The organism is Kistimonas asteriae, assembly GCF_018263925.1.
Taxonomy (GTDB): domain Bacteria; phylum Pseudomonadota; class Gammaproteobacteria; order Pseudomonadales; family Endozoicomonadaceae; genus Kistimonas; species Kistimonas asteriae.
This window is the reverse complement of sequence record NZ_JAEVHF010000018.1, coordinates 30,064-50,143: the sequence shown is the minus strand read 5'-3', so window position 1 is coordinate 50,143 and position 20,080 is coordinate 30,064. Positions and strand designations below refer to the sequence as shown.

Below are 20,080 nucleotides of genomic sequence, written 5' to 3'. Positions count from 1 at the left end.
AGAAGGGGCGGAATTCTAATGGCTGGATGCTCAGGAGCAAGTCATTGCAAGACGTAAAGATAAGATAAAAGGATCACCCTGGCAGGCGGTTTCGATTAGAATGCACGGCTTAATTTTTTATTTGAATGTAAGATAGTTGTACTTGTTTTTATGACCGATAACCGCAAACCTCTCGCCATCTTCCTCATGGGGCCAACGGCTTCCGGGAAAACGGATCTGGCGGTATCGCTCGCGCAACGGCTGCATTGTGACATCATCAGCGTTGATTCTGCCCTGGTGTACCGCGGAATGGATATCGGTTCTGCCAAGCCGGATGCTGAATTACTGGCCAAGGCGCCCCATCGGCTGATTGATATCCGGGATCCGTCCGAACCGTATTCTGCGGCTGAGTTCCGTCAGGATGCACTGAATGAAATGGCGGACATTTCCGGGAAAAGGCGTATCCCGCTGCTGGTCGGCGGTACCATGCTGTATTTCAAAACGCTTCGGGATGGTCTGGCGGAATTGCCGGCGGCTGATGACAAAGTGCGTCAGGAAATCATGGCACAGGCAGGGCAAGAGGGTTGGCCTGCCGTGCATGAACGGTTGACTGCGGTTGACCCGGTGTCTGCTGCCAGGATTCACCCGACGGATCCACAACGGTTATCCCGTGCGTTGGAAGTTTATCTGGTCAGTGGCCGGACCATGACGGAACTGCGAGAAGAGCAGGCTGAAAATAAGGCTGGCGGTGATGATTTCCCCTACCGCCTGATCAACCTGGCCGTTGCCCCTGAAGAACGCAGGGTTTTGCATGAACGGATTGCGCTGCGCTTTCACCAGATGCTCGAACAGGGCTTTATGGATGAGATGAATCATTTATATGCCCGCGGTGATCTGGACTGCAAACTGCCGGCGATTCGTTCTGTCGGTTACCGGCAGGCATGGGAGCATCTGGCAGGGGAACTAACATTCGATGAGATGGTCGAACGTAGTGTGATCGCAACACGGCAACTGGCAAAACGTCAGCTGACCTGGTTGCGGAGCTGGCCTGACCTCAACTGGCTAGACAGCCTGTCACCGAATCTGGTGGATGACGCCTTGAAAGTTATCACCCCTAACCTCACATAGAGGACATGGTTTTTCGGAAGGCTGATGTGCCGAGGGTCAGACGGCTCACAGGTTATTGATTGTCATCTGCAAGTTGGCCATGCAGTAGCTAGTATTACTTATTGTACGTATAAGGTGCCTGACCTAAGGTTGCTCGACCCTTGCAGGCTGTATGTGGAGTGATCAATTTCCTGTCTACGCAGGAAGAACATGCTACTCTAGATATACAGTCTTATCGGACTAGAGCACAGGCTTTAAATAATTCGACAAATAAGAAGGAGTACGGAAATGTCAAAAGGGCATTCCCTACAAGACCCTTACCTCAACGTTCTTCGCAAAGAGCGAGTACCCGTATCCATTTACCTGGTTAACGGCATCAAGTTGCAGGGTCAGATTGAGTCTTTTGATCAGTTCGTGATCCTGCTGAAGAACACCGTCAGTCAGATGGTTTATAAGCACGCAGTTTCCACTGTTGTTCCAGGTCGTCCCGTTCGCCTGCCCATGCAGGAGCCTGGACAAGAGGTTCAGGACTGAATCCTGAGGTCTGGTGCTCTCTGAATCTCGAGCTGTTTACGAGCAATCGCCCGGGCGAGTTCCGTACCTCTCCTAACAGGATTTGCAAAAAACCGGATACCGTTTCTAACGGTATCCGGTTTTTTGTTGTTGCCGAGTACCGGCTGATACGTGCATATTGCGCCTATCCATTGATTAATCAGGAGCTGTAGTTTGTTTTTTGAGCGCCATGAAGGTGGTGAAAAAGCGGTCTTGGTGCACCCTGAATGCTATAACGAACAGGACAGGGAAGATCCTTCCGAATTTCGTGAACTGGTGCGTTCCTCCGGTGTTGAAGAAGCTGCATTTTTAACGGTACCGGGTGGTAACATCAGCCCCCGCTATTTTGTCGGTATCGGTAAACTGGAAGAGATCCGTCAGCATGTGCTTGCAACCGGGGCGGAAGTGGTTTTGTTTAACCACGCACTGAGTCCCAGCCAGGAACGTAACCTGGAGCGTGAACTGAAATGCCGCGTGGTTGACCGAACCGGTCTTATTCTCGATATCTTTGCTCAGCGTGCCCGCACCCATGAAGGTAAGTTGCAGGTCGAGCTGGCGCAGCTGGAACACATGAGTACCCGGCTGGTGCGTGGCTGGACCCACCTGGAACGCCAGAAAGGGGGGATCGGTCTGCGCGGTCCTGGGGAAACCCAGCTGGAAACGGATCGGCGGTTGTTGCGGGTACGCATCAAATCCATTCATCGGCGCCTGGATAAGGTACGCAGCCAGCGTGATCAGAGCCGGCGTTCCCGTAAACGGGCTGAGATACCGTTAGTGTCGTTGGTGGGTTATACCAATGCGGGCAAGTCGACACTGTTTAATGTGCTGACCGAATCGGATGTCTATGCTGCCGATCAACTGTTTGCAACCCTTGATCCGACGCTGCGCAAGATTCAGATGGTGGATTTTGGTTCTGTTATCCTGGCCGATACGGTGGGATTTATACGTCATTTGCCGCATAAGCTGGTACAGGCTTTTCGGGCAACGCTGGAAGAGTCGGCGGGTGCTGATCTGCTGTTGCACGTGATCGACAGTCATGATCCAGAGCGACAGGAGAACATTGACCAAGTGGCCTTGGTGCTGGAAGAGATTGATGCCCATGAGCTGCCGCGTCTGGATGTCTATAACAAGATCGACCTGATGCCGGGTGTTGAACCTCACATTGACCGGGATGAACACGGTCGCCCGCGTCGGGTCTGGGTCTCTGCGATGAATGGGCAGGGATTGGAGCTGGTGCATCAGGCTGTCGCCGAGCTGCTGGCCGGAGACATTGTTCATGAATGCGTGCCACTGGGCTTTGGCAATGGGCGGTTACGTGCGCGCCTGTATGGCATGGGCGTGGTCCAGTCCGAAGCGTATGATGACAACGGACAACCTTTGTTGGAAATACGCATGCCCCGTGATGAGCTGGTTCGGTTGCTCAACCAGGAAGGGATGGATGCCTCTGCTTATGTCCTTGAACAGGATTAATTCGGTCTGATGGCATTGGTAATACGGTACAAAATGGTATAGTGATGCATTATCGGTAAGTACGTATTCATGCTTGGTCTTCTGCTATTCTGGTGCTCGCTGACCGCGCATGGTTGCTTCCGGTATCCGTGAAACTCTACAATCTGCGTTATTGGCAATCAGGAACGTAGCCACAAGGCTGCGGATGCCAGGGGCAACTGCCGTTATGCCGTACCGGCTTTCGGATCTTTATCCGATAGTAGTGGCGGCACCGCTCTTTCCCTGTATCCTTGCAGGATGCTCAGACAGTAGTTGTGCAACTCTGACGACGGAGAACTCTATGGCCTGGAACGAGCCGGGTGGAAATAAACAGGATCCCTGGGGTGGTGGAAACCGTGGTGGTAACCAGGGTCCGCCGGATCTGGATGAGGCATTACGCAAGTTTCAACAGAAACTCAGCGGCATTTTTGGTGGCAAGGGTGGCCCTTCTTCAGGCAGGCGTCCTTCCGGTGGTGGGGGCGGTGGCGGCCTGGTGGTCGGCGCGGTCGTCATCGCGATTGTGGCGTACCTGTTCAACGCAATTTATGTGGTGGACGAAAAGGAGCGGGCGGTTATCCTCCGCTTTGGTAAATATGTAGAGACTGTCGACCCTGGTCTGCATATGTATTTTCCGCCATTTGAAACCAAATTTCAGGACGTGGTAACCGAATACCGTTCGTACCCGGTCAGCCAGGAAATGCTGACTGAAGATGAGAATATCGTCGAGGTCGCGTTATCGGTCCAGTACAACATTTCCAATCTGCAGGATTATGTGCTGAATGTTGCGAACCCTGATAAAGCCTTGAAAGAGGCGACTCAGAGTGCGCTGCGCCATGTGGTTGGTAGTTCTGAAATGCACTCCGTGTTGACAGAAGGCCGTGAGGTGCTCGGTGATGAAGTTAAGGAGCGTCTGCAGACTTACCTGAACAACTACGGTACCGGTCTGTATATCAGTAAGGTCAACGTGGAAAGTGCGCATCCACCCAAGCAGGTGCAGGCAGCGTTCGATGACGTCATCCGTGCCCGTGAGGACGAGGAGCGCGCCAAGAACGAAGCGGAGGCCTATGCCAACCAGGTCGTGCCGGAAGCCCGAGGTGATGCCCAGCGTATCCTTGAGGAAGCTAACGGTTACCGTGAGGAGGTGGTTTCCCGTTCAGAAGGTGAGGCGGAACGATTCACAAAGCTGCTGGCGGAATACAAGAAAGCGCCCGGTGTTACCCGTGAGCGTCTCTATCTCGACACAATGCAGGATGTTCTTGGCTCAACCAGCAAGGTGCTGGTGGATGTCAAAGGTGGTAACAATATGATGTACCTGCCGCTGGATAAGTTGATGGAGAAGCAGAAAAAGAGTTCTTCCTCAACCGGCGCCACCGGTGAGCTGACAGCGCAGGAGTTGGATGAGCTGGCGGATCGTGTCACGGCTGAATTGAACCGTCGCGCATCCAATGCCCGGACAGGGAGGAGTGTACGATGAACTCTAAAGCCATGACTGCCCTGATCCTGATCGGTGTCGTATTACTGGGTGTTATCAGCAGTGTGTATGTGGTGTCCGAGCGTGAACGTGCGGTACTGCTGCGCTTTGGTGAAATCGTCAAGCCGGATGTGAAGCCAGGGCTGCATTTCAAGATACCTTTTATTGACAAGCTGCGTGTGTTCGATGGCCGTATCCAGACCCTGGATGTGCCACAGGAACGTTTCTTCACTCAGGAGAAGAAAGCCGTTATTGTCGATGCCTACATCAAGTGGCGTATCGCAAATGTGCAGGAGTTTTACCGGTCCACGTCCGGCGATGCATTCCGTGCCAATACCCTGCTGTCCCAGCGTGCGGGTTCACGCTTGAGGGAGAAGTTTGGTGTTCTGACATTGAACGAGGTCGTATCCGGTCAACGTGATGAGCTGATGACCGAGATTACTGAGACCCTTAACCGGTCAGTAGAGCGGCTGGGTATGCAGGTGCTGGACGTACGGGTCAAGAAGATTGACCTGCCTCCTCAGGTCAGCGACTCGGTCTTTGATCGGATGTCATCTGAGCGTCGTAAGGAAGCCCAGGAGTATCGCTCCAAGGGTAGCGAGATGGCCAAGGCGATTCGCGCGAATGCGGATCGTGAGCGTCAGGTTATCATCGCTGCGGCTTACCGTGATTCTCAAAAGACTCGCGGTGAAGGTGATGCCAAGGCAGCCGCTATCTACTCCAAGGCTTATGGTGAGGATACAGAGTTCTACTCGTTCTACCGTAGCCTGAGAGCCTATCGCGAAACCTTCGACAGCAGCTCGGACATCCTGCTGCTGGAGCCTGATAGTGAGTTCTTCCAGTTCATGAATAGCGCGTCAGGTAAGCAATAATCCTGTCTGTGATAAAAACGCCCGGAACCATCCGGGCGTTTTTATGTACCCCGCACGAGTCGGATGGTATGATTGCGCAAACCGGGGAAAGCCCGGTTTTTTCATGTGCGTCGTACGGGTCAGATTGCAGAGAGATGTATGAGTTTCTGGCATGAACTTATCGTAGCCTTCTGCCTGCTGTTGGTGCTGGAGGGTATCCTTCCCTTCCTTTATCCTCAGCGCTGGCGTCGTCTGGTAGAGCAACTGGCGACGGTGGATGACCGTACCCTCAGAATCTGTGGTCTGATCAGTATGCTGGCAGGTACGCTGCTGCTGTATCTGGTGCGTTGAACCGTTAGCAAGCGAGAGCAGAATCATGACAATAGCCGACCGCTGGCTGCTACCCGACGGTATTGAGGAAGTGCTGCCGCCCCAGGCGTGGCAGGTGGAAACCATGCGCAGGACATTGCTGGATCTGTATGCCTCCTGGGGCTACGAACTGGTGATACCGCCGCATATTGAATTTCTGGAATCGCTCTCGGCTGGAGCCGGCAATGATCTGGAGCTGCAGACGTTCAAGATAACGGATCAGCTGACCGGTCGCATGATGGGATTGCGTGCGGATACAACCCCTGCGGTTGCACGGATGGACGCACATACACTGAATCGCACCGCGCCTGCTCGTCTTTGTTATGCGGGCAGTGTCTTCCATACCCGGCCGGCTTCGCTCGCTGCATCACGAACACCGATTCAGGTGGGTGCGGAGCTGTACGGCCATGCTGGTGTCGCCAGCGACATTGAGGTGATCAGCCTCATGCTGGAAACATTGGCTGCTGTCGGTATCGACAATCCACACGTAGATCTTGGTCATGTGGATATTTTCAGGCAGCTGACCAGCGCTGCTGGCCTGAACAGTATTCAGGAAGCAGAACTTTTCGACGCACTGCAACGCAAGGCGAACCCGGAGATTCAGCAATATCTGGCCGATTGGGCTGTTGCTCCCTCCATTGGGCGTATGCTGACGGAGTTGTCACGCCTCAGTGGTGGGCGAGAGATTCTGGGTGACGCAAGGACGATGCTGGTTGATGCACCTGCATCCGTCATTGAGGCGATCGATACCCTGGAGACGATTGCGGATCACCTTTCAGAGGGATATCCGCAGGTTGAACTCTATTTCGACCTCTCTGAACTCCGGGGCTATAACTACCATACGGGTGTCGTGTTCTCCGCCTACCTGCCCGAAGAAGGGCAGGCCATCGCCAAGGGTGGACGTTATGACGGCATTGGTGAGGTTTTTGGCCGGGCACGCCCGGCCACGGGTTTCAGTACTGATTTGAAAGCCCTGATGCGCTTGGGTAATGGTGAGCCAGAGGCTATACGTGGCATTCTGGCGCCCGTTGATGCTGATAAAACAGTGGTCAGACATCTGCGCGAACAGGGTCAAAAAGTGATCTACAGTTTACCTGGACAAACCGAGTCTGCCCGGGATATCGGATGTGATCGCGAACTGAAACTGACAGATGGCAGCTGGCAGGTGGTACCGGTGGGCTGACGTCAACGTCAGAAGGAACTGGGTGGGTGCCGCCGGTAAACGACAATAGTCTTTCCGGGCGGACATTTTTTTTTTACTGAGACTTTATCATGGGCAAGAACGTAGTCATTCTGGGAACCCAGTGGGGCGACGAAGGCAAGGGCAAGATTGTTGACCTGCTGACTGATCAGGCATCTGCTGTCGTGCGTTTTCAGGGCGGCCATAATGCGGGTCACACGCTGGTTATTGACGGCGAAAAGACCGTACTTCACCTCATTCCATCCGGTATCCTGCGTGACAACGTAACCTGCTATATCGGCAATGGTGTTGTACTGTCTCCGGAAGCCCTGCTCAAGGAGATGGCTGAGCTGGAAGAGCGAGGTGTGCCTGTTCGTGAGCGTTTGCGCCTGAGCCCGGCCTGCCCGCTGATCCTTTCCTACCATGTCGCACTGGACCAGGCGCGTGAAGCGGCTCTGGGCAAGGACAAAATTGGCACCACCGGTCGTGGTATCGGCCCGTCTTACGAGGACAAGGTATCCCGTCGTGGCCTGCGTCTGGGGGATCTTCTGCATCCGGAGCGTTTCGCGGAGAAACTGAAATCCGTACTGGAATATCACAACTTCGTTCTGCAGCACTACTACAAGGCCGAGCCCGTTGATTTCCAGAAGCAGCTGGATGAAGCGCTGGCCATGGGTAAAGAGCTGGCACCCATGATTGATCGCGTCAGCGACAGCCTGCACGACCACCGTCGTCAGGGTGAGAGCATCATGTTCGAAGGTGCCCAGGGTTCCATGCTGGATATCGATCACGGTACGTATCCTTTCGTGACCTCTTCCAACACAACCGCCGGTGGTACTGCAACCGGTAGTGGTATGGGTCCCCTGTATCTGGACTACGTGCTGGGTATTACCAAGGCTTACACCACCCGTGTTGGCTCCGGCCCGTTCCCGACCGAACTGCTGGATGAAGGTGGTCAGCACAATGAAACCGGTGCTTATCTGGCGGAGAAAGGCCACGAGTTTGGTGCGACAACCGGTCGTCCCCGTCGCTGTGGTTGGCTGGATGCCGTTGCCCTCCGCCAGGCTATTCAGATCAACAGTGTTTCTGGCCTGTGCCTGACCAAGCTGGACGTGCTGGACGGTCTGGAAACCGTGAAGGTTTGTACGGCTTACCGTAATGCCGAGGGTGAAGAAATTGTCACTCCGATCGACATTGAAGAGTATGAAAGCCTGACACCGGTTTACGAAGAGTTGCCCGGCTGGTCAGAGTCTACCTTTGGTGCCAAGAGCCTGGACGCACTGCCGGAAAACGCCCGTGCTTATATCAAACGGGTAGAAGAGATTGCCGGTGCGCCGGTGGATATTATCTCTACCGGCCCTGACCGTAACGAGACCATTATCCTGCGTCACCCTTTCGCCTGATCGCTGATTAAGGTGATGTGCCGACCCTGTATATCAGGGTCGGCCTCTGTGGAATTGGGGGTTAGCCTGTCAGGGCGTGAAAGTACCAGTTCACCAGAAATACACTGAGGATGGTGGTGATCAGACCTCCGAAGGTAATCCAGAACTGCCGACTTAAGCCATGCATCTCGGTGCGTACGGCTGCGATATCTGTTTTCATTTCCGCCCTTACTTCCTTGATTTCAGCCCTCACCTCTTTAATGTCTGCTTTCAGTGAGCCAACCTCTCCATGCACTTCTGAACGGAGATCCCTGACATCTGAAGCAACCGATCGAACATCTTCCCGTAGATCTGACATGGTTTTTTCATTGCGAAACTGCATTTGCAGCATAGTCTCCTGAAAGACCATTAAATCCTTTTTCGTGGCGACATGCTCAGGATCCAGCGATTTATCCATTCTGCGCGCCAAATCTGCATTGATGCCTATTCGTGTTAGCTCGTCAAACAGGCTGGTATGGTTCTCTTCAGGCATATTGAATGATTCCTTCAATACCATTTTTGCTTCTTAAACCGGTGCAGGAAAGGTAGACGCAGCAGGAAAAACCGGCAAATTACCGATAAGCCGTCATCGCTAGTCACGAGAGGGCTGCGTATACTATGCAGCAGGCTATCAGTGAGTCCGACCATGGCATCAGCGTTGATGCAGGCAGGGCTTCAGGCAAACAGATTTGATCAGGATGACCCATGCCAGAATGGTGGAGAGACGCCGACCCGAACGCGAAGCAGGAAAAACAGAGTTATGACAACCCTGTGCCCAGCCGCGCCTTGATTATGTCCTACCTGGATGACCGGGGGGCGCCTGCAACTCATGACGTCCTTTGCCGTGAGTTCGAGCTGGAAGAGGACGACCAGGTCGAAGCCCTGCGACGTCGTTTGATCGCCATGGCGCGGGATGGTCAGTTGATCCAGACCCGTAGGGGGGCGTTCGGCCTGCTCAACAAGATGGACCTGATCACCGGCAAGGTGCAGGGGCATCGCGATGGGTTTGGGTTTGTCCTGCCTGATGGGGACGGCGATGACTTGTTCCTGACTTCCCGCCAGATGGGTGAACTCTATGACGGCGACCGGGTGGTTGTCCGGGAAACGGACGTGGATAACCGTGGCCGACGCTACTGCGCGGTCGTTGAAATCCTTGAGCGCAGCGTCACCCAGGTCGTCGGAAAATATTTTGAACGGGATGGCACGGGGTTCGTAGAGCCTGATCATCGTCGTATGACCAGTGAGATAATGATCAAACCGGGACCACTGTTGCCACTGCGTGGCCAGTATGTGGTTGTGGAGATCATTGAGTATCCCACGAGGCGTGCACTGGCGACAGGTATCGTCAAAGAAATCCTTGGCGACAAGATGGCGCCGGGCATGGAAGTGGAAATTGCGGTGCGCAGCCACAATATTCCCCATACCTGGCCGGAAGACGTTGAGGCGCAGGTCAGCGGCTTTTCGCCCAATGTACCGAGCCGGGACAAGAAGCATCGAGTCGATCTGAGAGAGCTGCCGTTTGTCACCATTGATGGTGAGGATGCCCGTGATTTTGATGATGCCGTCTATTGCGAGAAAAAGCGCAGTGGTGGCTGGCGTTTGTTTGTCGCGATTGCTGATGTTTCCCATTATGTGAAGCCTGGCACCGCACTGGATGATGAAGCGAATAATCGCGGGACATCTGTCTATTTTCCCGGGCATGTCATTCCGATGCTGCCGGAGGTGTTATCCAACGGCCTCTGCTCGCTGAACCCAAAGGTGGATCGGTTGGCCATGGTCTGTGAGATGACCATCAGCGGCCGCGGTAAAATCAGCGGCTACCAGTTTTATGAAGGGTTGATTCAGTCTCATGCCCGGTTGACCTATACCGAGGTCAGCGCGCTGTTGGAGCATCCGGAGAGTCCTGAAGGGCTGCAGGTTGCCAAAACCTATGGGAAGCTGGTATCTCACCTGAATACCCTTTACACGCTCTACAAGGTATTGCATGCCGGGCGTGTTGAACGTGGCGCCATCGATTTTGATACGGTGGAAACGCGGATTGTCTTCAGTGAAGATCGCAAGATTGAGAAGATCGTACCGACGGAGCGTAATGATGCCCATCGGCTGATCGAGGAATGTATGCTCTGCGCCAACGTGGCGACGGCCAGATTCCTGGAGAAACATGCGCTGCCGGCGCTTTATCGTATCCACGAAGGGCCCAGCAGCGAAAAGCTGGAGAACCTCTACAGTTTCCTGGGGGAGCTGGGGCTGTTCCTGCCAGGCAAAACCCAGCCCGAACCCAGTGACTACCAACAGCTGCTGGAACGGATCAAGGATCGCCCCGACTTTCTGATTATCCAGACCATGCTGCTGCGCTCATTGAGCCAGGCGGTCTACAGTCCGGATAATATTGGCCATTTTGGTCTGGCTTATCCTGCGTATGCCCATTTTACGTCGCCGATTCGGCGCTACCCTGATCTGTTGGTACACCGTGCCATACGGTATGTGATTCGCTCTGAGCTGCCCTCCCGCCATGTTAAGCGGGTTGAGGGTGCCACCGTTCTTAAGAAACAATCCATTTTCCCTTATGAAACGGCAGAAATGCTGGCGCTGGGTGAGCACTGTTCCATGGCGGAACGGCGCGCTGACGATGCGACCCGCGATGCCATGGATTCCCTGAAATGTCAGTATATGCAGGGACATATTGGGGAGGTGTACGACGGATTGATCGCCACGGTGACCGGCTTTGGGTTGTTTGTTGAACTCAATGATATTTATGTGACCGGTCTCGTACATATCAGTAACCTCCCGGGTGACTATTACCATTTTGAGTCGTCTCAGCAGCGTCTGGTGGGTGAGCGTACGGCCATGATGTTCCGTCTTGGTGATGCGCTGCGCGTGCGCGTCGTTCGGGTCGACCTGGATGAAAAAACGATCGACTTTGAACTGGAAGATGCGCCGCAAAGTCGTCGTAAAGGCCGTACAACGGCACGTAAACAGGAAACCACAAAAGACAGACGCCGTGCCGCGAGGACTGAGGATAGACCATCCGGCAAAAAGCCTTCGCGTAAAAAGAAGGTAAAAGGTGGTAAGGCCAGCGGTAACAAAAAGGCGAAAGCGGGTAGTAAGCCAGCCAAAAAAACGACTGACAGTAGCACACGTAAAGCGATAAAAAAGCCAGCGGCTAAAAAAGGGACCGGTAAAGCACCGGCACGGACACCGAGGAAACGCTCCATCACACGATAATGGGGCGGTGAAGTTGTAATGCAGCCCGGTTGTTTTGACTGCTGGGCGGAGAGAGTCAATGAGTAGTAGTGAAGGTTGTTTTGGTGTTCATGCCGTCCAGGCATTGTTGGATACACGTCCAGATCAGATTCTTGAAATCTGGTTCCAGCGGGGCAAACGCGGTGGACGGATTGACCATCTGATCCAGCAAGCGGAAGAGACCGGTATTCCTGTGCGTTTCGTCGACCGTGAGCGATTGGAACGAAAGGCAGACGGTAATCACCAAGGCGTGGTTGCCATGGTGCGTGAAGCCCGGGTGTATCGGGAAAATGAACTGTATGAATTGCTGGATAATCTCAGTGAACCACCGTTCCTGCTGATTCTGGACAGTATTACCGATCCCCATAACCTGGGTGCCTGCCTGCGTTCCGCCGATGCGGCGGGCGTGCACGCGGTGATTGTGCCTAAGGATAATTCCGCACCACTTAATGGGACCGCCCGAAAGATTGCCTGTGGCGCAGCCGATACCGTGCCATTGGTGACAGTCACTAATCTGGCTCGAACCATGCGTGAGTTGAAAGAGCGTGGGATCTGGATGATTGGTACAGCCGGTGAAGCCAGCAGTAATATTTATACGACAGATCTTGTTGGATCACTGGCATTGGTTATGGGGGCAGAGGACAAAGGCATGCGCCGGTTGACCCGTGAACACTGCGACGCTCTGGTACACCTGCCCATGAGTGGTACCGTGAGTAGCCTGAATGTATCGGTTGCCACGGGTGTCTGCCTGTTTGAAGCGGTACGTCAACGGATCAAGGCCTGAGTGGATACGTAAATAACAAAAGCGCAGTTGTGGGTGTTTGGGGGGGAGTATGAAAGGGGTGATCCTGGATTGGGCAACACTTGGCCCTGGCGTTGATATCAGCCCATTGACTGATATTGACCTTGAGTGGACTGTATACGATATGACCTCTCCGGAAGAGGTCGCAGAGCGTATTCAGGATGCGGCTGTCGTGTTATCCAATAAAGTGGTCATCACCCGTGAGCATATGGCAACGTTTCCGGCCTTGCGTTACATCGGTGTCATGGCGACAGGGATGAACAATGTTGACCTTGAAGCTGCCGGTCAATGGGGCATCAAGGTCACTAATGTGACCGGTTATGGAACAGCCAGCGTCGCGCAGCACGCATTTGCACTGATACTTTCTCTTGCTACATCACAACCACACTATGCCCGGGCAAGTCGGGATGGCACCTGGTCTGCCAGCCCGATGTTTTGCCTGTTGGATTATCCAATCATGGAATTGCAGGGGCGCAAGTTGCTCATAATCGGATATGGTGAACTGGGGCAGGCGGTTTTCCGTCTGGCTGAAGCATTCGGTATGGAAGTCTTGATTGCAGCGATTCCCGGTTCACCCACCTGTGCGAGAGACAGAATGGCGCTTGATGAAGGATTGGCTCAGGCGGATGTGGTCAGCCTCCACTGTCCGTTGACCGAGCAAACACGGCATTTGATTGATAGCCGTCGTTTATCATTGATGCAGCCTCACGCGTTGTTAATTAACACAGCACGTGGTGGCCTTGTGGACGAAGATGCGTTGTCAGAAGCGCTGAAACAAGGACGTCTGGGCGGAGCAGGTTTCGATGTACTCAGTGAAGAACCGCCCGTTAATGGTAATGTGCTTCTGGATAGCAATATACCTAACCTGATTGTGACACCCCATTGTGCCTGGGCATCCAAGTCAGCACGCCAGAAGCTGGTAAATATGGCAGCTGATAACGTGATAGCATTTCTGACCCGCTGATGTATCAGTGGTTTGGTTTGACTTGGCCTTGTGTCGGAGAGGAAGAGGCAGGTCTGTTGGGTTCTGCTTTTCGTGCGCCCTGAAAACGCCCTTCATGGCAAATGATATAAAAAGGTCTTTGCCGCAGCTGTTCTGCCAGTGCTGTGATGATGGGGTCTTCTCCGGGAAGTGAGTCCAACGCATATAGCAGCGCCATTCTTGATACGGAATCCAGTTTTGGTTGCTGGCACTCCAGAAAAGCGATCATAAATAAGCGGGTGATGGCTTTCTGGATTCTTTCCTCACCAGCAAACTTTATTTTTATGCTGTCCAGTTCGTCCAAAATAATGTCATCCATGCGACATATATGAATATGGCCGTTTCCATAGGTTATGGTCGTATAGTGATCCGATGAAGGTTGATCCGGGTAGAAGCCCATTGTTACGTCGACAACATAATGAATGTTATCGGGAAATTTTCCGGTACCCGCTACAGTAAGGCGGTCTGTTGTGCGAACTGTATCAAGGTAAGTTGCTCCCTCACGTCCCCTGGCGATGACCGAGCTACTTGGCTCAAAACGTGCGTATTCCAGTAATACTTTGAGCCGCTCCACAATGTTATTAAATTGGCTGTGATTGAGAACGATGAGATCGGTATCCCGTGGTGTCATGGATGCCTGCATATGACCACTGGTTATACCGGCCGGTAAGTGTTCAGCTTGCTCATAGAGTAGGTGTAAGGTTGAGTTCCACAATGAGAGAGTATGTGATGTTGGAACGCCATACTACCGGTCAGGACGACGGGCATAGGGGATTCGCCAGAGTTAAGGTGGGCTAGGATACCTGGTATTTTCTGGTGGAAATAGTTACGTAAGGCTTTGGTGCGTTCACTAACGGTATGAGCAAGAGGAAGAGTGAAGACGTTGGTCAGAGGTGGACGTTGCTCAGGTTGTGGTCTGTCTGGTTGCCTTTCCAGTTCATGAGCCACATTTGAAGAGAGATAATAAGCCGATATTTCAATATCCAGATAGAATGCAATATAGGTAAGTATAACTCTGCATGATAAGTCATCATCAGGTATATTCTCGCCTATAAAACTAAGACGATGACTGAGTACTGTAATCGAAGGGACTTCTTCCAGAGACAGGTTCAATACTTTAAGTCTGTTGGTAATATCCATGGGTACGGCTACTTGCGCCTGCGATGGTCTGGATGAATCACTGGGTTGTTCTGTCTGTAATATGATTTCCTGCCTTCGTTGATGGGTATTTTGGTGTTTTTCAAAGTCACTACTGCATTTCTGGAATGCTGCGTTATTGGTTATCATTGTTTTCAATGGCTTATCAGTGTCTTTTGCCTTTTTCGCCTTGAGTTTTTGAGGGTAATGCCGTAACAGCAGTTCATATCGCTTCTTCCAGGCATTAATCGTACCTTCACGGAGTCTGCTCAATCTTTCTTTCAGTGATTGAGTGGACGTAATAAGCACTTCAAGGGCGGCCATTGCCGTAATGTTGCTGGATGTTTCACTTTCCGTCTGCAGATCAAGCAGGGTATTGATATGGTCAGATATATTGCCAAGAGCTCGTCGTGCTGATACATCGGCGGTATTAAATTGTTTTATGGTATTAATAAACTGGTTTGTGATTTCCCGTGATGCCAATGTGTCTTCATCAAGCAGCGATATGATGAAGGGCCTGATATCAGGGATCAATGACTCACAGTGGTTGATGTGGCGGGACATCTCCCTGACTTGTAAGTAACCGGATATCAGGGGCGTCAGAACATCGACGGGGAGTGTCTCCAGCTCTGGAGAAGGGGTTTGCAATTGTTGGTGCGCTTCATTTAGGTTTGTTGATCTAAGTGAGGCTATAGCGTTATTTGTGTTCTGGCAGCGCAATGCCTCCGATAAATTGTTCATCGCAGTTTCTGCAGGGATCCGCCTTCTACTGGTTTTGACTTGTAGCCATCCGGTTTCCTCATCGGAGGACGCTTCTTCTCGTTCGATGTGTTCAACGACTGCAATGTCGTCGGTGGTTTCACTGTCTGTCTGTACCATGACGGGGGTGGCTGCTACTTTAGTGGCACCAGGTGAGTCTTCCTCTATAGGGGAGCCTGCGCCATCTCTCTGATTTGTTTCTCTTGTTTTTCTGTCTTTCGTTTTCTTTTTGGGAGGGACTACTTTTTCCTGAAAATATTCGGCAAGAAATTTTAAATTGTTTTGATGGAGTTGCTCGAGTTGCCGTGTGTTTTCTTCCAATTGCTCTTTCGCATGTAAATATAAGGGCTCTACCGTTTGTTCTGATGTTGTCACAAGATTATAGGTAATCATACGTTCCGCCCATTGTTGAAACTGGGTTAGCAAGGAGCGTAGTGTTTCAATATTCAGGGAGTATTGTTGTGGTGTCGAAGCAGAAACATGTTGTTGATAAAAATAATTAAAACTCTGGTGTCCCGCACTAAGACTCATGGATAAATAATCATATAGTGCGAACAGGCGACGGTTCACGCATTCTTGATGCCATTTATTAGGGTCAATAACTTGGCTGACTCTATCAATCAGTTTTTCCATGTCGGATTTTTTTCGTGTTTTTTTGCGTCGTATCTGTGCACGGGGTTGAGAGCCTTCCTGAGGCTGGTTAGCATCGCTGGGCGGCAGCATAGAGGCTAATCGCTGAAGTGTCATTTGAACGAGATCCCAACGCTGTGCATGAAAGTAAAAAATCAGTTGTTCCGCATAATTCAGGTGGGTTTCAATGAAATTTTCAGCATCAGGCTGTGGTTCATAGTGTCTAAATGGACGGTGATCCCGATACTGCTGCAGTAATTCTATTAAAAGCTGTTGGTAAGTCGTCAGGTACTCAGGTTTTGGTTGTTGTTCAGCCGCCTGATGTCTTAGATAAAAAATTTCACCGCTGGCTAACCATGATAGTGCCCGATAAAACACGTGATTCATTATGGTCTCACTGCATCTCGGTTCGTTAAACGGTGCTTGCAGTGAAAAGCGCTGACCAAGGTTGATCGAGGCAATCGTTTCACCGACAGGCATGCCTTCTCCCTGTCGGTCGTCAATCGCCTGCCGGTCATTGACTCTGCTTTCTATGATGCACTTAAGCCAGAGGCATACCGTTTTCAGTATGGGTTTCAGTAGATGAACAAGGTGTTCGCTGTTTTGCTTATGTTGCAGGAGAAACTGTTCAGTGTTCTCCATTATATGTTGTGCAATACCGCCCAGCATCAAGGCTGCTTCACTACGTTGTTCGTAGGTGAAAAGGATACTGAGAGTGATACTGGGACTTTCTGTCTTTCCAAATGGGTGCTTATCAGTACTACTGGCAGGATAGCTGCGAGCGAATTGTTCGTAATCCTGGCTTAAGCGCTCAAATACTGGAAGAAACCTATTCAGGTTACGCTGTATTTTATTCATCTGGTTCCAGTTCTGGCTGGATATTTGTTGATAAAGTTGTTTGACTTCCTTTTGGAAAACCTGCAATTCATTACTGCCTGCTTGCAGAACTTGTTGTGTCAGACCTTTTATCGGGATGGATTGCTTTTTCTCTGGCTGTCTTGTTGTCGCCTCCCCCCTTTCAGGCTCATCCTGCGCGGATGAGCTGGCTGGATGCATAGGTAGTGTAATGGCTGTATCTTTTGCAGAATCCGAGCCAGCCGTTTTTTCAGCTGCTTTTTTTTCTTCGTTTTCTTTTTTTTAGGTGCTGCAGGTGTTGTTTTAGGTCTTGCCCCGGAGCCTGGAGGAAAATCAGACGTAGACGGCTGTATCTGGGTACCTTCAGGCTGAGATTTAGCCATCAATTCTTCTGGATTCTCGGGGTGTGTCAGCAGAGACTCTCCGAAAAAGCTGGAATCAGGGGTGTCTTCCAAAATTTGAGCTTCTTCTGTAGATATCAGGGTTGGTGAAGGTATCTCTTGACTTGTTGCAATGTTACTTATATCCATTGGTTTTTCTTGAAACTGATTCCAGGAAAAAACTTCATGGCATGAAGACCATGATTTTACAGTAGAGCGGAGTTTTATATCGAATCTAGGACCATCACTTTTTGTGGTACTGACTGCAGGATCTGAATGCCATAGGCGTTTTATTTGGCTAATCGGTAAATTGATGGATGGGATAGTGAGTTCAGATGATGTTTCCTCAATAGAAAGTGACTCCAGGGGAGGCATGTCCTGGTCACTCACTTCAACTTGGAGCACTTTCTTTTTTAAAATAGAACGATCTTCATCGCTACTTGATGCGGAAGAACTATTTTCGGACGAACTAAACAGGGCGCCCTGTCTGGGCTGAACGCCGAGTATTTTCAGTTCATGTAACAATTCTTGCTGAGTCAGGATCGGGGGCGGCGGCGGAATACTGATTTTTCGCGACGAGCCGAATCCATATGAAGACGCTAAATCAACAACTAAGTCAGCAGCGCTTATAACTGTTGTATCTGAAGAAGGGGAGGTTGAGGGGGATGTCGTAATCGGTTTCATATTGTGTTTGCGTTATCAGTTTTTATCTGTTGGTAAGGCACCTGGAAGATGCAATACATCACAACGTAATGTGACAACTGAATCGCAATGGAGTTCATTGGATGAGATTAAATACGTCTGGAGTTAGTCAGATACGGGCTTATCAATGGATGATCTACGTTGCTGTTTTAGCTGACCAACCCATTGGGTAAGGTTGGCCGTCCCCTCAGTATCACGAATAAAGATATGGGCATGTCCCAGCCCTTTGACGGTTCTTTTCCAGGGGGGATTGATCCGAATGCTCCACTCAATGCCGCGGTATTGGGCACTGTCAGGCAAATGTTGACGGAGCAGCTCCTCAGACTTCTGCTTCAGTACGGCTTCATCCCAGACGGATTGGGATGAGAACAACAACAGATGGGCAATGCCATCTTCGAGCCAGTAAGGGAATCGGTTTATAGTCAGGCGATACCCCAGTTCGCAGCCGTATTCACTGCATTGTCGGGCCTGCTGCTCATCCAGACCGAAGACATCTTCGAAGATCACGGTTTCCGCCGTTTTCTTCTTGGAAAGATAGGCTGCTCGGTGTTTTTCGTAGGCCTGATTGACGGAGGGATGACGCTCAAGGGGTTCGGCTGACAGGATTTTTTCCCAAGACGCCGGAGAAGCGAACACCCGGAGTGGACTTAAAACTAAAAAGAATAGCCACGTGAATAATTTGGATGGTTTTCTCATATTTATAAGCCCTTACCGCACGGCTTGCCTATGGAATAACTATAGACTGCAGGTATCGTGGGAATACTCGTCAGCAGCATTGACAATGTGGTTAGTCGTTATTGAGGTTTCAGGGGGAACGCCATAGCCTTTAGGCCATTCAACAGAGAGAAGACTGTTATGAGGCCGATGGTCAGAACACGCACTTAAGCCACAGCATCCCGAGTCCATGATGCTGTGGCGTAACGGATTATCCTTCCTGCATGCCGCAGAAACGTTATTTCGCTTCTGACGGAAATCTATTGTGTCCTTGAATAATGCCTGGAATCTTTCGCTATCGCGCACATTGTTGCTGATGGTGCCCTTTGACCTGTTGGCGTCACTGGGAATGGATGTCTATTTGCCAGCGGTACCTGAGATGACATCGGTGTTTACGACCTCACCCGGTGCAGTACAGCTGACCCTGTCACTTTATATGCTGATGCTGGGTTGCGGGCAGCTGGTGTTTGGTCCCTTGTCTGACCGGTTGGGCCGTCGGCCCGTGTTGTTGGCTGGTATTCTGCTGTTTATTGTGAGTTCTGTTGCCCTGGTTCAGGTGTCGACCATTGAAGCCTTTATAGTCTGGCGATTGTGTCAGGGGGCTGGAGGGGCTGCTTCCCTGGTAGCAACGTTTGCTACGGTTCGGGATGTATACGGACAACGTCGTGAAGCTGCCACTGTCTATGCATTGCTGGGGGGAATGCTGGCATTCGTACCGGCACTGGGGCCTGTAATAGGCGCACTGCTGATTGATTGGGCGGGTTGGCATGCGGTGTTTTGGGGATTGGCCGTGATTGCGATCCTGGCTGGCCTTCAGGCCGTAATCGCGTGGCCTGAGACTCGAACCGTTGTCTCTGGTATTGATCTGAAAACGGCTTTTCTGCAGGTGATACGATCCAGAGAATTCTGGTTGTATACCGTGGCATTTGCCGTAGCGATGGGGTCTTTTTTTGTTTATTTCTCTACAGCACCCCGAATACTGATCGGCAAACTCGGTTATTCCCCCCTGGCCTTCAGTCTGCTGTTTTCAACGGTTGCGCTGGTCATGATTGTGATGAGTCGTTTTGCGGGGCGAATTGTCAGTCGATATGGCATTCCCGGCACGTTACGGCTGGGGATGGTCGCGATAGGTATCGGCGCCTTGTTGATGTTGGTGGCCCATACTTTCTCGTTTTCAGGCACGGCCTCCCTGTTGATTCCGATGTGGGTTGTGGCCGTTGGTATCAGCTGTACCTGTGCGGTATCTGCCAATGGCGCACTCGCTGAATTTCAGTCCATCGCTGGTACGGCAGTGGCCCTGTATTACTGCATTGAAGCATTGTTGGTTTGTATCGTAGGTACCGTTGTTGTCACCGTGTTGCCTGGTGATACGCTCTGGCCGTTGATTGTTTTTTGTGGCGGTGGCGCCGTGGTTGTTCTGGCCGGTACGGTGTGGGTTCGTCCTTAATTCAGTCTTTA

17 protein-coding genes are annotated in these 20,080 nt (G+C 51.6%); 12 read left to right on the top strand and 5 right to left on the bottom strand.

The window, feature by feature from the left end; genetic code table 11:
• Window positions 1–150 precede the first annotated feature (150 nt).
• From miaA to KHS78_RS17965, 8 genes are all read left to right on the top strand, one after another.
• On the top strand, window positions 151–1,107 hold the full coding sequence (gene miaA, locus KHS78_RS18000) for a tRNA (adenosine(37)-N6)-dimethylallyltransferase MiaA (RefSeq protein WP_211830021.1): 957 nt from the start codon (window positions 151–153) through the stop codon (window positions 1,105–1,107).
• A 267-nt stretch (window positions 1,108–1,374) separates the two neighbouring features.
• Window positions 1,375–1,620 (top strand): RNA chaperone Hfq, encoded by a 246-nt coding sequence (hfq, locus tag KHS78_RS17995; protein ID WP_211830020.1) that lies wholly within the window; start codon window positions 1,375–1,377, stop codon window positions 1,618–1,620.
• 192 nt (window positions 1,621–1,812) lie between these two features.
• Window positions 1,813–3,108, top strand: a complete 1,296-nt coding sequence (hflX, locus tag KHS78_RS17990; protein ID WP_211830019.1) for a ribosome rescue GTPase HflX — start codon at window positions 1,813–1,815, stop codon at window positions 3,106–3,108.
• 319 nt (window positions 3,109–3,427) lie between these two features.
• On the top strand, window positions 3,428–4,600 hold the full coding sequence (gene hflK, locus KHS78_RS17985) for an FtsH protease activity modulator HflK (protein ID WP_211830018.1): 1,173 nt from the start codon (window positions 3,428–3,430) through the stop codon (window positions 4,598–4,600).
• Entirely contained in the window at window positions 4,597–5,469 is an 873-nt protein-coding gene (gene hflC / locus KHS78_RS17980) for a protease modulator HflC (RefSeq protein WP_211830017.1), read from the top strand. Before hflK ends, hflC begins: the two co-directional genes overlap by 4 nt.
• A gap of 138 nt (window positions 5,470–5,607) precedes the next feature.
• Window positions 5,608–5,799, top strand: coding sequence for a DUF2065 domain-containing protein (locus KHS78_RS17975; RefSeq protein ID WP_211830016.1), 192 nt, complete (start codon window positions 5,608–5,610; stop codon window positions 5,797–5,799).
• 25 nt (window positions 5,800–5,824) lie between these two features.
• Window positions 5,825–7,000 carry an ATP phosphoribosyltransferase regulatory subunit gene (locus tag KHS78_RS17970; protein ID WP_211830014.1) on the top strand — a complete coding sequence of 392 codons (1,176 nt, stop codon included), beginning with the start codon at window positions 5,825–5,827 and terminating at the stop codon, window positions 6,998–7,000.
• 89 nt (window positions 7,001–7,089) lie between these two features.
• A complete protein-coding gene (locus KHS78_RS17965) occupies window positions 7,090–8,400 on the top strand; it encodes an adenylosuccinate synthase (protein WP_211830012.1) in 1,311 nt (436 codons plus the stop codon).
• 61 nt (window positions 8,401–8,461) lie between these two features.
• On the opposite strand, the gene KHS78_RS17960 is transcribed toward KHS78_RS17965, so the two are convergent.
• Complete coding sequence (locus tag KHS78_RS17960; protein WP_211830011.1) at window positions 8,462–8,911, bottom strand: hypothetical protein; 450 nt, start codon at window positions 8,909–8,911, stop codon at window positions 8,462–8,464.
• 212 nt (window positions 8,912–9,123) lie between these two features.
• Here KHS78_RS17960 and rnr point away from each other — a divergent pair, with 212 nt between their 5' ends.
• Genes rnr through KHS78_RS17945 form a run of 3 tightly spaced genes read left to right on the top strand, consistent with a single transcriptional unit; the run spans window position 9,124 to window position 13,427 of the window.
• Window positions 9,124–11,643, top strand: a complete 2,520-nt coding sequence (rnr, locus tag KHS78_RS17955; protein WP_211830009.1) for a ribonuclease R — start codon at window positions 9,124–9,126, stop codon at window positions 11,641–11,643.
• A 58-nt stretch (window positions 11,644–11,701) separates the two neighbouring features.
• A complete protein-coding gene (gene rlmB, locus KHS78_RS17950; RefSeq protein WP_211830008.1) occupies window positions 11,702–12,445 on the top strand; it encodes a 23S rRNA (guanosine(2251)-2'-O)-methyltransferase RlmB in 744 nt (247 codons plus the stop codon).
• Between the two features lie 49 nt (window positions 12,446–12,494).
• Window positions 12,495–13,427, top strand: coding sequence for a D-2-hydroxyacid dehydrogenase (locus KHS78_RS17945; RefSeq protein WP_211830007.1), 933 nt, complete (start codon window positions 12,495–12,497; stop codon window positions 13,425–13,427).
• A 4-nt stretch (window positions 13,428–13,431) separates the two neighbouring features.
• Here the strand turns inward: KHS78_RS17945 and KHS78_RS17940 are convergent, their stop codons facing one another.
• The 4 genes from KHS78_RS17940 to KHS78_RS17925 form a co-directional block, all read right to left on the bottom strand.
• Window positions 13,432–14,076: a hypothetical protein gene (locus KHS78_RS17940; protein WP_211830006.1), complete on the bottom strand. Its 645-nt coding sequence runs from the start codon at window positions 14,074–14,076 to the stop codon at window positions 13,432–13,434.
• A 23-nt stretch (window positions 14,077–14,099) separates the two neighbouring features.
• On the bottom strand, window positions 14,100–17,027 hold the full coding sequence (locus tag KHS78_RS17935) for a hypothetical protein (protein WP_211830005.1): 2,928 nt from the start codon (window positions 17,025–17,027) through the stop codon (window positions 14,100–14,102).
• Window positions 16,937–17,890 carry a hypothetical protein gene (locus KHS78_RS17930; protein WP_211830004.1) on the bottom strand — a complete coding sequence of 318 codons (954 nt, stop codon included), beginning with the start codon at window positions 17,888–17,890 and terminating at the stop codon, window positions 16,937–16,939. Before KHS78_RS17930 ends, KHS78_RS17935 begins: the two co-directional genes overlap by 91 nt.
• 123 nt (window positions 17,891–18,013) lie before the next feature.
• Window positions 18,014–18,544, bottom strand: a complete 531-nt coding sequence (locus KHS78_RS17925; RefSeq protein WP_211830003.1) for a DUF3605 domain-containing protein — start codon at window positions 18,542–18,544, stop codon at window positions 18,014–18,016.
• Between the two features lie 340 nt (window positions 18,545–18,884).
• On the opposite strand from KHS78_RS17925, the gene cml reads away from it, so the two are divergent.
• The gene (cml, locus tag KHS78_RS17920) at window positions 18,885–20,069 is read left to right on the top strand and encodes a CmlA/FloR family chloramphenicol efflux MFS transporter (RefSeq protein ID WP_425513977.1); all 1,185 of its coding nucleotides are present in this window, start codon (window positions 18,885–18,887) and stop codon (window positions 20,067–20,069) included.
• Window positions 20,070–20,080 lie beyond the last annotated feature (11 nt).

Coding starts and splice junctions, on each gene's coding strand:
- KHS78_RS17970 (WP_211830014.1), top strand. CDS start 5,825: ATGACAATAGCCGACCGCTGGCTGCTACCCGACGGTATTGAGGAAGTG.
- KHS78_RS17940 (WP_211830006.1), bottom strand. CDS start 14,076: ATGACACCACGGGATACCGATCTCATCGTTCTCAATCACAGCCAATTT.
- KHS78_RS17930 (WP_211830004.1), bottom strand. CDS start 17,890: ATGAAACCGATTACGACATCCCCCTCAACCTCCCCTTCTTCAGATACA.
- miaA (WP_211830021.1), top strand. CDS start 151: ATGACCGATAACCGCAAACCTCTCGCCATCTTCCTCATGGGGCCAACG.
- hfq (WP_211830020.1), top strand. CDS start 1,375: ATGTCAAAAGGGCATTCCCTACAAGACCCTTACCTCAACGTTCTTCGC.
- rnr (WP_211830009.1), top strand. CDS start 9,124: ATGCCAGAATGGTGGAGAGACGCCGACCCGAACGCGAAGCAGGAAAAA.
- KHS78_RS17975 (WP_211830016.1), top strand. CDS start 5,608: ATGAGTTTCTGGCATGAACTTATCGTAGCCTTCTGCCTGCTGTTGGTG.
- hflC (WP_211830017.1), top strand. CDS start 4,597: ATGAACTCTAAAGCCATGACTGCCCTGATCCTGATCGGTGTCGTATTA.
- KHS78_RS17945 (WP_211830007.1), top strand. CDS start 12,495: ATGAAAGGGGTGATCCTGGATTGGGCAACACTTGGCCCTGGCGTTGAT.
- hflK (WP_211830018.1), top strand. CDS start 3,428: ATGGCCTGGAACGAGCCGGGTGGAAATAAACAGGATCCCTGGGGTGGT.
- KHS78_RS17965 (WP_211830012.1), top strand. CDS start 7,090: ATGGGCAAGAACGTAGTCATTCTGGGAACCCAGTGGGGCGACGAAGGC.
- KHS78_RS17935 (WP_211830005.1), bottom strand. CDS start 17,027: ATGCATCCAGCCAGCTCATCCGCGCAGGATGAGCCTGAAAGGGGGGAG.
- rlmB (WP_211830008.1), top strand. CDS start 11,702: ATGAGTAGTAGTGAAGGTTGTTTTGGTGTTCATGCCGTCCAGGCATTG.
- KHS78_RS17960 (WP_211830011.1), bottom strand. CDS start 8,911: ATGCCTGAAGAGAACCATACCAGCCTGTTTGACGAGCTAACACGAATA.